The 15,371-nt window shown below is 44.1% G+C and carries 9 protein-coding genes; 3 read left to right on the top strand and 6 right to left on the bottom strand.

From position 1 onward, the window contains the following. Nucleotides 1-269 precede the first annotated feature (269 nt). The 6 genes from QUB66_RS15905 to QUB66_RS15880 form a co-directional block, all read right to left on the bottom strand. Nucleotides 270-899 (bottom strand): hypothetical protein, encoded by a 630-nt coding sequence (locus QUB66_RS15905; RefSeq protein WP_332966198.1) that lies wholly within the window; start codon nucleotides 897-899, stop codon nucleotides 270-272. A 29-nt stretch (nucleotides 900-928) separates the two neighbouring features. Beyond that, complete coding sequence (locus tag QUB66_RS15900; protein ID WP_321161671.1) at nucleotides 929-2,869, bottom strand: glycoside hydrolase family 10 protein; 1,941 nt, start codon at nucleotides 2,867-2,869, stop codon at nucleotides 929-931. 336 nt (nucleotides 2,870-3,205) lie between these two features. Further along, nucleotides 3,206-4,618 carry a hormogonium tapered terminus morphoprotein TftA gene (gene tftA, locus QUB66_RS15895; protein WP_332966200.1) on the bottom strand — a complete coding sequence of 471 codons (1,413 nt, stop codon included), beginning with the start codon at nucleotides 4,616-4,618 and terminating at the stop codon, nucleotides 3,206-3,208. 170 nt (nucleotides 4,619-4,788) lie between these two features. Continuing rightward, nucleotides 4,789-5,886 carry a DJ-1/PfpI/YhbO family deglycase/protease gene (locus QUB66_RS15890; RefSeq protein WP_332966202.1) on the bottom strand — a complete coding sequence of 366 codons (1,098 nt, stop codon included), beginning with the start codon at nucleotides 5,884-5,886 and terminating at the stop codon, nucleotides 4,789-4,791. A 181-nt stretch (nucleotides 5,887-6,067) separates the two neighbouring features. After that, nucleotides 6,068-6,826 (bottom strand): SDR family NAD(P)-dependent oxidoreductase, encoded by a 759-nt coding sequence (locus QUB66_RS15885; RefSeq protein ID WP_265239821.1) that lies wholly within the window; start codon nucleotides 6,824-6,826, stop codon nucleotides 6,068-6,070. 266 nt (nucleotides 6,827-7,092) lie between these two features. Beyond that, nucleotides 7,093-10,119, bottom strand: coding sequence for a PAS domain S-box protein (locus QUB66_RS15880; RefSeq protein WP_332966203.1), 3,027 nt, complete (start codon nucleotides 10,117-10,119; stop codon nucleotides 7,093-7,095). 553 nt (nucleotides 10,120-10,672) lie between these two features. Between QUB66_RS15880 and QUB66_RS15875 the strand changes: the two genes are divergently transcribed. From QUB66_RS15875 to tatC, 3 genes are all read left to right on the top strand, one after another. Beyond that, nucleotides 10,673-12,859 (top strand): EAL domain-containing protein, encoded by a 2,187-nt coding sequence (locus QUB66_RS15875; RefSeq protein WP_332966204.1) that lies wholly within the window; start codon nucleotides 10,673-10,675, stop codon nucleotides 12,857-12,859. 178 nt (nucleotides 12,860-13,037) lie between these two features. Further along, nucleotides 13,038-13,985 (top strand): NAD(P)-dependent alcohol dehydrogenase, encoded by a 948-nt coding sequence (locus QUB66_RS15870; protein ID WP_332966206.1) that lies wholly within the window; start codon nucleotides 13,038-13,040, stop codon nucleotides 13,983-13,985. 573 nt (nucleotides 13,986-14,558) lie between these two features. Next, nucleotides 14,559-15,302: a twin-arginine translocase subunit TatC gene (gene tatC, locus QUB66_RS15865; protein WP_265239880.1), complete on the top strand. Its 744-nt coding sequence runs from the start codon at nucleotides 14,559-14,561 to the stop codon at nucleotides 15,300-15,302. Nucleotides 15,303-15,371: the final 69 nt, after the last annotated feature.

Here is a 15,371-nt window from a genome sequence, read left to right as displayed (position 1 = left end):
TGGGGAATAGGATAGCGCATTTATACCCAATGTGTCTCCTGTCTAGAGGAAGAAGTCAGTTGACAGTTGACAGTTGACAGTTGACAGTAGTTAGAAGGAAAAGGGGTTTGGCTGCGGTTGGGTTCATCTTGGCGAAGAGAAAGTGTTTAGACTTATTGCAGGAATCTTTGATTGATATGTCAACCGCAGATGAAAAGCAGATGCAGCGCAGATAAACGCAGATATTTTTAAGATTTTTTGGGAATGAGTGCAATGTAAAGTCTAAACAATTAACGTAATTCTCCCCTTTCTAATTTTCCTAGTACAATTAAACTTTCTAAGTCTTCTACCGCATCAGGAAGGTAAGTTTTTACTATCTTTCTTACTAATTCTAAGGCAGTTTCATCAGCCCCTCCTAACATCCGTGTCAAGTCGCCAATATCTATACCACGACTGGCTTGTAATTTCATTAATATCAAATAATGTAATCCGATAATTGGTAAATTATCGGGGGCAATGTTGGGATTTGCGATCGCTTCTCTAACCCAAGGTTGTTGTGATTCAAGAACATCCAGAATACTACCATCTGGTAGTTGCCAACTACTACCACCTATGCTGAGTTCTCCAACTTTTATGCTTCCAGTAGCCACTAATTCTTGATATAAATTTTCAGCATCATCAGTCAATACTAAAATCTCAAGTTTATCAGTCATGCGTTCTGGCATATAAAGTCTGGTTGCAATTCCTCCTACTACTACGAATGGAGTTTGTTTGATAATAGCTTTAATGTTAGTCACCGGACGGTTCCAAGTTCTTTTGCTGAGAAACTCTAAGGTACTGCCACTACCAGGACGGCATCTGCGTAGGGCAATTTCAATGTAAATTTTTCGTCTTTGTTCGGGAAGTCTCAGGTTTTGCATATTCTTGTTTACCTTACATTTATATTTTATTAGCCTATTTCTATGAAAACTCCTACACTTTCTACAGCCATGATACTCACCGCACACAAAGCGTAAATCCCCGTTCCTACCGCGACTTCTACTGTGTCTGCATTGAGGATTTTGATGAGCTTCCAGCTATCGCCATTCTTTTGATAAAGCGTCCAGGAACGAATGTTTTTATCGGCGGGATTTTTCCACTGCAAAATATTGCTGTTGCCAATTTTTTGGACTACGACTGATGCGGGAGGGGCTGGCCGCGTTCCATTTTGCCAAGGCATTACGGGAACGAGTGCGGGTTGCGTATATGTATTGGATTTGAAATTATCGTATATTTTTTGACGATTGTCGCTAAATGCTTTCATGCTGAAGAAAACATTGCCTAAAGCTAAGTTTTGTTTGGAGTTGCGCGTAATCTCAATTTGATTGTTGATTTCCTCTACATTCCACTTCTGACCGTCAAGTTTTCCTAAGTTATTTCCCACGTAAATATGTCGGTTTTGTGGGTTGTTTTCTAGCCACCATTTCAGCAAAACTGGATAGCTTTGAGCTGTTTGGTCGATGCGCCAGTAAAGTTGCGGATTTAGATAATCTACCCAACCTGATACTAACCATTTTTTGGCATCGGCGTAAAGTGTTTCGTAGGCATCTAAACCGCGACTTTGCGGCGGCTGGCCAGGGCGATATATGCCGAAGGGACTGATGCCGAATTTAACGTTTGGTTTGGCTGCTCGAATTCCTTCTCCTAGTCTTTTAACTAGCTTGTTAACATTTTCCCGACGCCAATCTCCTAAATTCATTTTTCCGCCTCTGGAGACGTAACTATTGTAAATCTTGCTGTCGGGAAATTCTTTGCCGGCAATCGGATAAGGATAGAAATAATCGTCAAAGTGAACGCCGTCTATATCGTATCGTTTTACTACGTCTAAAATGACGTTGTAAGTCTTGTCTACAACTAAATCAATTCCTGGATCCATCCACAAGTCGTCTCCCCACGGATAAACGCATTCGGGATTGGTAACAGAGATGTGCGGGCTGACGTTGGGAGGGGTTTGGGTATAAGAAACTTTGGCGCGGTAGGGATTTAACCAAGCGTGAACTTCGATGTTGCGTTTGTGGCTTTCTGCAATGGCAAATGTTAAAGGGTCATAATAAGGTTCTGGTGGCTTTCCTTGAGTTCCTGTTAGCCACGCACTCCAAGGTTCTAATTGTGAGGCGTAAAGGGCATCGCCTGCTGCTCTAATTTGGAGAATAATTGCATTGAAATTCATTTCTTGCAGCCTGTCAAGAATTTTTAGCAGTTCGGCTTTTTGCTGTTCTGTTGAGAGTTTGTTGCTCAAGGGCCAGTCAATGTTCCACACTGATGTGATCCAAACTCCGCGAAATTCTCGCTGGTGGTTGACGTAAACTTGGGGTCTGGGAACTTTGCTAAGAACTATAATATATTGATTGTATATTGCTGGCGCTTTTTTGAGATGTACTAATGCTTGATAAACCCAGGCTGCGACATCGCCTCTGGTTGCATTTCCGGCGGGATTTAATAGGTTTAAATTGGGGGAGTTGACGACTATTTCGGATTGGGTGGCTATGACGATCGCCTTTTTGGCATAATTGGGAATTTCTGTACTGTCTTGGTAGATGTTTGAGAGAACCAGATTGGTTGTTGGTTGAGCGTTTGACCCAAATATGCCGCTAACTAAGGCAACTAATGCCTCGGCTCTGGTAATCCTGTTTTCGGGCTTAAACAGGTTGTCGGGATAGCCGGAGATAAACCCTCTTTTATATGCTGTTTGAATGGCGGCGGCGGCCCAGTGAGTGGCGGGAACGTCGATAAAGGGAATGTAGGGCCGTTTGTCGGGTACGGGAAAAGCTTTGCTGACAATGGCGGCAAATTCGGCGCGGGTGAGGTTGCTGTTGGGGCGAAAAGTGCGATCGGGAAAACCGCTGATCACGGCCCGTTCTACTAGGCCGTCAATGAATATTTTTGCCCAATGATTTTGAGTGTCTGAAAATTGGATGTTGCTGGAAACCATAGTGATAAGAAGAAGGAAGAAGGAAGAAGGAAGAAGGAAGAAAGCTTGTGTTTTATCGTTGCCAAGCTATTGCTTGTAACGGCAAATCAAAAAAATATTATGAGTGGGAATAATAACCAGCCCAAGTAGTTAAATAAAAATGCAGAACAGCTAACTAATCGTAGGGTGCGGAGCAGGTAATTTTTTTGAGTCTGCGATAGCTACATTAAGCTCTGATGCACCCTAAGATAGTCTTTGATTTAAATGCAGATAAATTTATAACAAACCTGCATTTTCGTACAAAAGCCGGATGATATTGATAATTTTTTGTCCGTATAAGGGGTCAGAATTCCAGCGACCTGCAAGTTCATTGACGGTGGGGGCGACACCGCGCTTGACAAAGCGAAAACGCACGTTTTCTTTAACTAAAGGTTGGTCGATAGGTTCGATGCTGCCGTAAGCTTTTAGGTGCTGAATTTGCGCTCTAATTCCTGTCCGGGCGTCGGGAAATGAGAGGCCGGAATTTGTGGGGCTGATGACTCCCATGTCGGCAAAGTTAAATTGTTCTGCTTTGACTGCAATGCCAAATTTGAGATAGTTTGTTTCTAAACACATTTGGCAAAAAGCTACGTCGTGGCTGACTCCTTCGGCGGCTGCTTCTTGCACGTAAATTTGAGGTAAATTCGGAAAGTCTGCTAGGGCTTTGCTGTTATTTTTGGTGAGAAATGTTGTCATTTGTTGGGCGGTAGTTAGACCGCGATCCATGATTTTTCCTACGCCTGAGAGGATATCGCGGCGCGATCGCAGCACTACTGATGTTGTAGACTGATCCCATGCTACGGAGATATCCCGATCGCGCAAGTCGATCGCCCGCACGAAGACTACTCCATTGTACGTGACCCGGCGATCGACTGCCTCTGGTTTGATGTTGAGAATGTCTAGAACTTCGGAAGGGACAAAAGCATTTCCGTTCACCAAAATGCCTTTATCTTCGTGCGGCCCACCGTTGATTTGGATATTAATTAAGGGATAAACTACAGGTTTTGGTGCGGGAGTCGGTGCGGGAGTCGGTGCGGGAGTCGGTGCGGGAGTCGGTGCGGGAGTTGGTGTTGGCAAGGGTTTCAAATTCGTATTTTTTAACCAAGCTTCGAGTCCGTCAGCGAGTCCGAGGGCGACATCGCGGCGACGAGTTTGAATAATTCGCAAGTCATCGGGACTGGTCAAAAAACCGAGTTCAATAAGTAGCGAAGGAATGTTGATGCGCCGACAAAATCCGAGGCTACCAACACCAGCTTCAGTATCTGCTTTTGCGCCGCGGCTTGGTATTTCTCGGCACCTGCGTAAATAGCCGTTTAAAATTAAATCCGCATCTGCTTTTCGCGTGGGGTTGCTGCCAATATAAAACGCGGTGGCGCCGCGAACTTGGGGACTAGAAAAAGAGTCGCCGTGAATTTCTACCGCTACATCTCCCGCGAGGCTGCGATTGTTTATCCAAGCGATAGTTTCTAGCAAACTCAGAGTATCGGGTACGGAGAAAGTTGCTAGACCTCGCTGCTTTAATTCCGCTACTAATAAGTCGCGAGTTAGGATCATTTCCTGGGCTTCGGTGGTGCCAAGTGCGATCGCCCCCAGATCCCGCAAGCTGCCTTCAAACCCGCCGTGTCCCGCTGAAACAAAAATAGAACCCATTTAATAAAACTCTCCACCTTACAGTTACTTCAGTGTCAGCTTTTTAGTCTTGGGTTTAATTTTACCGCAAAGGCGTGTATTTTATCATTGCACAACAAATTTGTAGTTGTGTTCAGGGTGAGGGTTTTAACCCCTAGACACAACTACAAACTGGTTAATCCGCGTGCAGATTACATCTTGACAGCGGGGCTAGTTGAAGGTTTTGGCGCTTTAATTTCTTGAGATACTGCACGGGCACGGAAGAGTTTAGCAACGGCTTGCTCGCACTTGGACAAATCCGCTTCTATCTCTGTAAAAATGGCAGTTGATACCGGATCTGTGAACTTCGCCCGCAGGTGGTTGATATCGACAACACCTGTTTGCAAATCGCCGAGAGTGCTGCGCAGCAAGAAAGTTTCATCTGTTCCTTGCATGGAGGATTTTAATTTAGCGTATTTGTCAGCAATTTGGGCGGGAATTGAGGGTTTTTCGCCGAAATCGTTGAGGCGGTTTTCGAGAGCGAGGATGTGTTTCTGTTTATTTTGGATCATTTCCGTCAGGAGCGATCGCAAATCGCTATCTCCGGTTTTTTCCGCATAATGTTGAAAGGCTTCGCAAGCATAGCGTTCCCCTGCGAGGGCGGTATTCAAACCTTTAACAATGTCGCTTTGTGTGGAGCCTCCCCAACCATTAGCTAGTTTCCACCATTCTGCACTGATGTCCGTTTCTTCGGGTAAACCAACTGCTTTGCCACCGTAACCGAGGCGCGCCATAATTGCTGTAGTAAATATTGCTAAATCTCCGGGTTGGCGGGAAGTAATCAAGTTGCCGTCAACTACTAAAGGTTCGTTAATGTAGTTAGCTCCGGCATTTATCATGTCTGTTTTAATTGCCAAGAAACCCGTCGCATTTTTGCCTTTGAGCGCGTCAGCTTCAATCAAAAGTTGCGGGCCGTGACACACAGCAGCAACTATTTTTCCTTGTTCAATCGCTTCTTTGACAAACCGCACTGTATTGGGATTTGTCCGCATTGTATCGGGAGCCATGCCGCCGGGAATTATCACTGCATCGAATTCTTCTGCTAATGATTCGGCGGTAGTTCCGTCAGCTTGCTGGGCAACTTTACCATTTTTACCGGCATATTTTTCGTTTGTCCGCGAACCGAGGACAACTACATCAAATCCTGCTTGTTTTAAGGCGTTGTAAGGAACTAGAAATTCCGAATCTTCAACTCCATTTTCGATCAGGATAGCAACTCGTTTGCTTTTGGTTACGTTATCTGCTGTCATAATCAGTTTTCCTTAAGGTAGTATTTTATATAATTTAATTTATTTGTTGCTGTTTTCGCGTCTGGCTAAGGTTATAAATTGGTTGGTGGCAAAATGTGTGTTCATGAGTCTTTGGAGGTAGTCGTAAGGTGCGCATTGCGCACCCTACAATTAGATGTTTTGTGCAGTATCACGGATAGCATCAATGCACGTAAGATGCTCCGTTAATGTCGATCGTTGTTCCGGTAGCGTGGGTTGCCAAACCTGATGCTAGAAAGGCGATAACGTTGGCGACATCTTGAGGAGGGGCGATTTTGCCGATCGGGATATCACGCACAATCTGTGCTTCGCCAAACTCCCGAATAAACTTATCTGCCATTTCCGTACTGACAAATCCCGGTGCAACAGTAAAAGCCAAAATATTCTCAGCCGCAAATCCTCTAGCAATGCTGCGAGTTAAAGCAACAATCGCACCTTTTGAGGCGGCGTAGTGCAGGTAATTCGGGTCATCGCCACGAAAAGCAGCGCGACTTGCTATATTAATAATTGTACCACCTTTGCGAGTCTTAAAATGCAGAATTGCTTCGCGGCACAAGTCGGCAACAGCAACTAAATTAACTTGTAGAGTTTGCTGCCAAGCTGACGACCAAACATCAAAATCGTCCTCTATCTCCGCTGACTGCATAATCCCAGCATTGTTAACTATAATATCAATATGACCGCGCCATTTTAAAGCATCTTGCCACAAACTATAAGCCGCCTTTGGTAACATCAAATCAGCAGCTAATAAATAACATTTATCGCCCGCGACACTTGCTGCTACCGATTCCGCCGCTTGCTGACTGCGACAGTAATGCAAAATCACCTCGGCCCCAGCATTAACCAGAGTCCGAACCGTCGCTGCACCAATGCCTTTCGAGCCGCCCGTTACTAAAATTACCTTTCCAGTTAAATCAATCATTTTTCCATCTCTATCTTTTCTCTTTCTCTGCGCCCTCTGCGCCCTCTGCGGTTAATAAAAAAAATAAATCCCGTTCACAAACGAAAGAGAATTGCTATATGATACAGCACATTCCATCTAATGTGTGTGTATGTAATTTCCTCATGCTGATGGATATCTGCAATAGACATCTCCAAAAACTCCCAAATCCTTTCCCCTGTTGATTTCTATTGGAAATATACCCACTGCTGAAAGCACTATAGCTTCTTTGTCCTTAAACTCGATAACTAAACGGGATTCGGGAGCAGAGGTCGAATTAACTCCATAACTTGGTCATACTGAAAGTTATTGACACAATCAATTAGCGCACTGGAAAGGGTTGGTTTAGATGCGGGAATTTGTTTGATTAGCTCGTTCATGACTTCAAAATCAACCTCGTAGGCAGCTTGATACATTTGTTCTAACCACTCAGAGGACATCACGGCTAAATCTTCTGGAGATAAATAATCAACAAATAGTTTTTGGCAATCTTTTCCTACAACTGTGTAGATGTACTCTACTCCCAAGTGTTGAGCGAGTTTGTCAAAGACGAGCCCTTCCTGAAATGGCTTGCTCATAAAGTCGTCACAACCAGCCATAAGAGCTTTCTCTCGCTCTTCTTCAAAAGCACTGGCAGTTAAAGCAATAATGACAGTCTCTTTTCCATGAGGGTGTTCTCTAATGCGTTTAGTAGCTGTGTAGCCATCCACGATCGGCATTCGTAGATCCATCCAAATCAGGTTTGGGAACCAACTTTCCCACATTCCGAGTGCTTCAACTCCCTGTGTTGCTTGGCGCACCTCAAAACCTACTGAGGTAAGGAGTTTGACCAATAAGCGGCGATTTTCCTCTACATCTTCAACCACAAGGATGCGGTAAGTTGGTTGTCCTGGAGCTATACCAATCACTCTTTGTTTAGGCAATTCTGAGGCAACGCAGACTGCTTGAGGTAACTTTACCCCAACTTCAAAGTAAAAAATGCTGCCCTGATTCAATGTGCTTTGAACCCGAATCTGACTACCCATGAGTTGGACAAATCTTTGGCTGATAGCTAGACCTAGACCAGTACCTTGATTCAATTTATTCCCAGCTTCAGCTTGCACGAACGCCTTAAATAAGCTGTCAACTTCTGTTGGATCAATTCCCACTCCAGTATCCTCAATTTCAAAACATAGGCGACAGGACGTTTGGTCGATTTGTTCTGATCTCACTCGTAAGGTAACGCTTCCTTGATTAGTAAACTTAATCGCATTACCGAGCAGATTGACTAAGACTTGATACAGTTTTTTCTCATCGCTATGTACAAATTGGGGAAGATTGGGTTCTCGCTCGACAATTAGTTTCAATCGTTTCGATTGGGCTTTAATTTGGAACATTTCTTCAATAGAATTCAGCCAATTTTTTAGCTCAAAGTCAGAAAGATAGAGTGTCATCTGTCCGCTCTCAATTTTGGATAAATCTAAAATGTCGTTAATCAATTCCAATAAATGTTCGCCGCTACGATTGACGATCGCCAGATCTTGTTGGAGTTCGGGAGTCAGAGCAGGATCGTAACTCATCAATTGCGTAAATCCCAAAATAGCATTCAGAGGAGTACGGAGTTCGTGGCTCATATTGGACAGGAACATACTTTTGGCTCGGTTGGCTGTTTCTGCTGCTTCTTTAGCTTGCTGAAGTTCCAACTCGGCTTGTTTGCGATCGCTAATGTCAATTAAATATCCCAACATTTCCACTGGTCTACCTGCAGGATCTCGAATTAGTCTGAGGTGATTGAGCATCCAGCGATAAACCCCATCTGAGTGACGCATACGGTATTCATGGAAATAAAAATCATTGACGAATGGATTGGCTAAGCCATTAAGCACTCGTTCTAGATCGTCTGCGTGTAAGTTATCCACCCAAAATTCAGCATCTGCTAAAAACGCCATGCTTTCATAGCCCAATACGTCTTTGACATTTTCGCTCATGAACGTTGCTGCATAATTGCCATCAGGTTTAGAGCTAAAAATAACGACGGGGCTGTAGTTCAGGAGAAAGTTGAGGCGATTTGTGGTAGCTTGCAAGGCCTGCTCAGCTTGTTTCAGCTCTGTCACATCCTCGTGAACCGCAACAAATACGGTTCCATATTCAGGATGCTCAAACATGGATGTAAAAGCCCTGCACCAAAAAAGTTTTCCATCTTTTTTCTTATTGTAGACTTCATATTTTGCTTCTCCTTGCTGCTCAATTTGAGTGACAACATCTTCAACGCTTTTGTCGGGTGTAATCTCTGTATCGAGGTAATTTATTATACTAACAGATTGACCGGCGAGTTCACCCTCTGCATAGCCAAACATCTCATCAAACTTGGGATTGGTGTAGACGATCGTCATATCTGATGCTTTGACTAAACACACTCCACCTGCCATGTTATGCATAATAACACTCTGAAGCTCTAGCGTCTTTTGAGCTTCTTTTCGAGCGGTAATTTCTTGAAGTTGAGAAATAAAATGCAGTGGATTTCCCTGTTCATCTTGTACTAGCGATACATCAAGAAGACTCCAAACTATATTTCCTTGTTTATGGAAATACCGTTTTTCTATTTGGTAACTTGAAATTGTTCCTGCTAATAGCTGATATACATAACTAAGATCCAGGTCTAAATCTTCGGGATGGGTAATGTCTTGGAAAGTTAACGCTAACAACTCTTCTGAGGAGTAGCCAAGAATCTGACATAAGGCAGGATTGACTTTAACCCAGTGCCCATCAACTGAAACGAGCGCCTTTCCAATTGACGCATTTTCAAACGCCTTGCGAAACTGCTCTTCACTGTTTCGTAAAGCCACCTCAATTTTTTGGCGTTCGTTTTCAGCCCGCTTGCGCTCGTCGATCTCATTCTCTAAGGCTTGATTTGCCACAATAAGTTGAGCTGGACTAGGTAAAGCTAAGGCTGATGGAATTAAAAACACTAGCTCAGATGCAGTATATATAGAAATCAGAGCAGTAATAGCTTTAATTCCTCCAGAAAGCCAATAAGTAGGATACCAAAGCGTCCAAATTTCCATGATATGAGTTGTACCACAGGCAATTATGAAGGCGCTAAACAGAAAAACTACTTTCGGAAATGGAGTATCTTGGCGCTGTCGCACAAAGTAGATTAGCATGATTGGGATGGAGTAGTAAGCTAAAGCGATTAAACCATCGGATAAAATATGTAATCCTACTAAGTTTGTTTGCCAGAGATAGCAGTGACCGTGAGGAATGAATCCTCCACTTGAAAAAAATTGTGTAATCATATCTAACCTGAATAACTCATGAGTGCTGAAGTGCTTAGCGATTGAGTTCTGCCATTGCCCGCTCGATCGTCGAAGTCCTACCGGGAAAACCACTTTTGAGTAGGGAGATGTCAAATAGACAACCCAGCAGCACGAGACATCCGATCGCAATGACGAGTAGATTTGCCCTCTGAGAAATGTGCTTGTTCCTAAATCGGCTGCTTGGGTTGAAAAAATATTCTCCTGATGTTAAGCGAAACGAAGAAGGGCAACCAAGGAGGATTATCCCTACCTGAACAAGTCAGATTTTGTAGTGACTGTGCCACCGTGCCAGCCCTAGATATCTGCGATGCACGAATACTTTATGCGTGAGTTGATGATCGCCTAATAATTCAAGTATACTCTTGTTCATATAGCAATACTCCTGGCAGTTTTTTGGGCAGCGACTCAAACCCGCATTGTACCGTTTGTGATTTCACAGAGTAAAAAACCCAGAACCCGCATTGTACCGTTTGTGATTGAAAACTGTCCGAACGATTGTCATAGACTTATAATGATCTACCAGGAGGAAAGTATGGAAATCAGTAGGATTGTCGATAGAACTAGGGATAGGGTTAGCGATCCAGGTACTAACTACCGAGGCAATATTTTAATTGTTGACGATCTGCCTGATAACCTGCGTCTTCTCAGCCGTACTTTGAGGGCACATGGTTATAAAGTTCGCAGTGCCACAACAGGCGCAATGGCTATCCGAGCCACCCAATCGCCATGGACGGAACTAATTTTACTTGACATTAAATTGCCTGATTTGGATGGCTATGAAGTTTGTAAACAATTAAAATCTGACGAGAAAACCGCAGGCATTCCGATAATTTTTTTGAGTGCTCTCAATGAAACTTTCAATAAGGTTCAGGGGTTTGCTGTTGGTGGGGTAGATTATATTGCTAAGCCGTTTCAAGTCGAAGAAGTATTAGCTCGTGTCGAAACTCACCTAACCATCCGGCGGTTGCAACAAAGCCTCCAAGAGCAGAATTTACTTCTCTTGAGAGAAATTGAAGAACGCGAACGTCTCGAAGAGTCCCTCTTTGCCGAAAAAGAACTAGCTCAAGTGACGCTCCAATCGATTGGCGATGCAGTTATTACTACTGATGCTCAAGGTAATGTGCGATATTTCAATCCTATCGCTGAGCAACTGACAGGCTGGAAGGCTCATGAGGCTAAGGGACTCCCCCTGTCTACAGTCTTTGTAATTGTCAATGAAGTAACGCGAAAGCCAGTAGAGAATCCGATTAGCAAGGCTCTGTTGGAGAATCGAATTGTGGGCTTAGCTAACCATACCATTCTCGTTGCCCGCGATGGGACGGAGTATGCCGTTGAGGACTCAGCAGCACCGATTCGAGACCGCGAAGGTCAAATTATCGGGGCAGTCATCGTCTTTCATGATGTTACCGAATCGCGCAATCTTGCTAGTCAAATCTCTTGGGAAGCCACTCACGATGCTCTGACGGGTTTAATCAACCGTCGAGGATTTGAGCAGCAACTAATTGAGGCGATCGCCTCTGTTCAAGATAGCAATCAGCAGCACGCTCTCTGTTATTTAGATTTAGACCAGTTCAAAGTCGTTAACGATACCGCAGGTCATATTGCTGGCGATGAGCTACTGCGCCAAATCACTACACTTTTACAAAAGGGAGTTCGCGCTAATGACGCGCTGGCTCGCTTGGGAGGTGATGAATTTGGTCTTTTGCTTACTCAATGTCCCCTCTCTCAAGCAGCTAAGATTGCGGAACAACTCAAAGACCTAGTGCATCAGTTTCGGTTTATTTGGAATGGCAAAACCTTTATTATCGGAGTCAGCATTGGAGTTGTTGCCATTGACCAAACCAGCCAAGATTTGATGGAGGTTCTGGGAGCGGCTGATGCAGCTTGTTATGCGGCCAAAGCCAGAGGCCGCAACTGTGTTCATGTTTATAGCCTAGATGATAGCGAACTAATTAGACAACGTGGTGAGAGACTGGCGGTTTCCCAAATCAGTCGAGCGTTGGAAACGAATCGTTTTTGTCTCTATTACCAAAAGATTGTCTCTATTACTTCTAACCAATCAGTAGAGCATTATGAAATTTTGCTAAGAATGCTAGACGAAAATGGAGAAATAGTCGCTCCCAATGAGTTTATTCCCGCCGCCGAGCGTTATGGATTGATAACTGAGATCGATTGTTGGGTAATCGAAACTTTTTTCTCAAATTATCATAATTTATCTGGGCAACAAGTTCTTACTAATGGCTTATATACGATTAATATTTCAGGCGCTAGCATTAGTAACAATCAATTTATGAGATTTTTGATAGAACAATTTCCTCGCTACCAAGTTCCTCCTCAGAGTATTTGTTTTGAAATCACGGAAACCGCAGCGATCGCGAACTTTGAGCAAGCCAGAAATTTCATGAGCGAACTCAAAAAAATTGGTTGTCGCTTTGCTTTAGATGATTTTGGCAGCGGGTTGAGTTCCTTTGCGTATCTGATCAATTTACCAGTTGATTATCTAAAAATTGATGGTACTTTTGTCAAGAATATTAGCCATAATTTGATTTCTCAAGCGCTCGTTGAAGGCTTTAATGATATTGCCCATGCGATGAATCTGGAAACTATAGCTGAGTTTGTCGAAAACGAGACTATCTTAGAGAAATTGCGGGAGATTGGAGTAGATTATGCTCAGGGTTATGGAATCGCCCGCCCCGTCCCTATTAACTTTAATCGCTAGTCGATCGCACTCAGCCAGCGAACCCATTGCCTCACGCCTGCGTCCAGTCGGTCGGCCTCCAAGAGTCGATCGCCCGCTGCTACAAGGCTTCCTCAATTTACTGTGTCACATTTAGATCGAATGTGCTGTAATTGTAAAGGATTGAGTGTTCTATTGGAAATAAACCGGAAAATTTGCCATGAAAGCAGTTGCGTTCGATCGCTACGGTTCCGCCGAGGAATTGCAGTACCGAGAATTAGAAAAGCCGATCGCCAAATCCAACGAATTGCTAGTCAGAGTTCGCGCTAGCAGCGTCAATCCCGTAGACTGGAAAATCCGGCAAGGACACCTGCAACTACTTACAGGATTTAACTTTCCTCGAATTGTTGGTTCAGATATATCGGGAGTTGTCGTGGAAGTCGGCTCGGAAGTTACTAAATTTCAACCCGGAGACGAAGTTTATACATTCTTAAATCCGATCGCTGGCGGTGCTTGCGCCGAATACGCTGTCGTGGCAGAATCGAGTGCCGCCTTTAAGCCTAAAAACATCACCCATGAAGAAGCAGCAGCAGTGCCGATCGCAGGTTTAACTGCTTTGCAAGCGTTGAGAGATTTGGGTGAAATTCAAGCGGGGAAAAAAGTATTGATTAACGGCGCTTCCGGCGGAGTCGGGATGTTTGCGGTGCAAGTGGCGAAAGCAATGAACGCGGAAGTGACGGGAGTTTGCAGCGCCAAAAATAGAGATTTTGTCAAGGGTTTGGGAGCAGATTTGGTTCTGGATTATGCAGAGATTGACTTTACTCAACAGCACGAAAAGTATGATATCATCTTGGATGCTGTCGGCACAAAAACATTTGCTGAATGCGAAAAAGTGATGCAAGCCGAGGGAGTTTATATCTCGACTTTGCCGAGTTTAGACAACCTCGCACCGATGTTGACGAGCTGGTTTTTACCAGGTAAAAAAGCTAAATTAATTGTTGCTAACCCCAATCCGGGCGATTTAGGGATTTTGCGGGATTTAATCGAATCCGAGCAAGTTGAGCCGATTGTCGATCGCACTTACAGCTTACCAGAGGTAGCAGCCGCCCACACTTACAGCGAAACTGGGCGCGCTGTTGGCAAAATTGCGATCGCCATTGACGGTTAAAAAAACTATGTTTGACCAACACGACTCAGACATTATATATCTTACGTGGCAAGGGTTAGCCCAAAATTGCGCGGTTGGAGTTACAGTAAAAAGGGCGATCGGGATTAACCCAGAAACCGATTTTTGATTCTACCTGCATCCAAGATCAATAAATGTAAAACCTAAATAAAATCACAAATACCTATGACTGTGCCCTCAGACTTGGAGAGATCCGAACAAGATTCCGACAACAACCTCGAACAAGTTAGCGGGGAAAATAGCATTACACCAATCGCCGATGATTCTGTAGATGTCAGCAACTTAGAAGGTGAAGAAGTTATCCCGGAAAATAGCATTGCACCAATCGCCGATGATTCTGTAGATGTCAGCAACTTAGAAGGTGAAGAAGTTAGCCCGGAAAATAGCATTGCACCAATCGCCGATGATTCTGTAGATGTCAGCAACTTAGAAGACGAAAACTTAGAAGACGAAAAAGTTAGCCCGGAAAATAGCATTGCACCAATCGCCGACGATAACTTAGAAGACGAAAAAGTTATCCCGGAAAATAGCATTGCATCAATCGCAGACAGTTTCATGGGTTCCCGCAACCTCGAAAACGAATTTCTAGACGAACTTCCCGACGAAGTTGAAATGTCTTTATTCGACCATTTAGAAGAATTGCGGCAACGACTTTTCTACTCACTAATTGCCGTAGCCATCGGTGTAGTTGGTTGCTTTTTAACAGTTAAACCGATCGTACAATTGTTAGAAGTACCCGCCGGGCCAGTCAAGTTTTTGCAACTAGCTCCGGGCGAGTATTTCTTTGTTTCGATTGAAGTAGCGGGATACTGCGGTTTGCTAATTGCCAGTCCGTTTATTTTTTACCAAATAGCGCTATTTGTGCTACCAGGTTTGACTCGCAAAGAACGCGGGTTGCTGGGCCCAGTGTTTTTTGGTTCGAGTTTCCTATTTTTGGGCGGTTTAGTATTTGCTTACATCGCTCTGATTCCGGCGGCGCTGAACTTCTTTGTTACCTACGGGGCGGATGTTGTAGAGCAATTATGGTCGATCGACAAATACTTTAAATTTGTGCTGTTGTTAATGTTCAGCACAGGCTTAGCTTTTCAAATCCCAATCGTTCAAGTATTGCTCGGTGTTTTGGGCATAGTTTCTTCTAAGCAAATGCTATCGGGCTGGCGTTATGTAGTCTTGGGAGCGGCTGTTTTGGGTGCGGTTTTAACGCCTTCTACTGACCCTTTAACGCAAAGTCTTTTAGGGGGTGCGGTGCTCGCTCTTTACTTTGGTGGCGTTGGTTTGGTGAAGCTTTTGGGGCGGTGAGAATTAGAAAGATCGATCGCCTCGCTGCCAAAAAATATAGAGGTGCGATCGCCCGCGCCTCTATAATTG

The organism is Microcoleus sp. A2-C3, from assembly GCF_036706065.1.
Classification (GTDB): domain Bacteria; phylum Cyanobacteriota; class Cyanobacteriia; order Cyanobacteriales; family Microcoleaceae; genus Microcoleus.
The sequence above is the reverse complement of the archived record's forward strand: the minus strand, read 5'-3'. Positions and strand labels throughout refer to the sequence as shown.

Bases quoted from the DNA above. Each gene is read 5' to 3' on its own strand.
- QUB66_RS15880 (WP_332966203.1), bottom strand. From the start codon at position 10,119: ATGATTACACAATTTTTTTCAAGTGGAGGATTCATTCCTCACGGTCAC.
- QUB66_RS15870 (WP_332966206.1), top strand. From the start codon at position 13,038: ATGAAAGCAGTTGCGTTCGATCGCTACGGTTCCGCCGAGGAATTGCAG.
- tatC (WP_265239880.1), top strand. From the start codon at position 14,559: ATGGGTTCCCGCAACCTCGAAAACGAATTTCTAGACGAACTTCCCGAC.
- tftA (WP_332966200.1), bottom strand. From the start codon at position 4,618: ATGGGTTCTATTTTTGTTTCAGCGGGACACGGCGGGTTTGAAGGCAGC.
- QUB66_RS15905 (WP_332966198.1), bottom strand. From the start codon at position 899: ATGCAAAACCTGAGACTTCCCGAACAAAGACGAAAAATTTACATTGAA.
- QUB66_RS15875 (WP_332966204.1), top strand. From the start codon at position 10,673: ATGGAAATCAGTAGGATTGTCGATAGAACTAGGGATAGGGTTAGCGAT.
- QUB66_RS15890 (WP_332966202.1), bottom strand. From the start codon at position 5,886: ATGACAGCAGATAACGTAACCAAAAGCAAACGAGTTGCTATCCTGATC.
- QUB66_RS15885 (WP_265239821.1), bottom strand. From the start codon at position 6,826: ATGATTGATTTAACTGGAAAGGTAATTTTAGTAACGGGCGGCTCGAAA.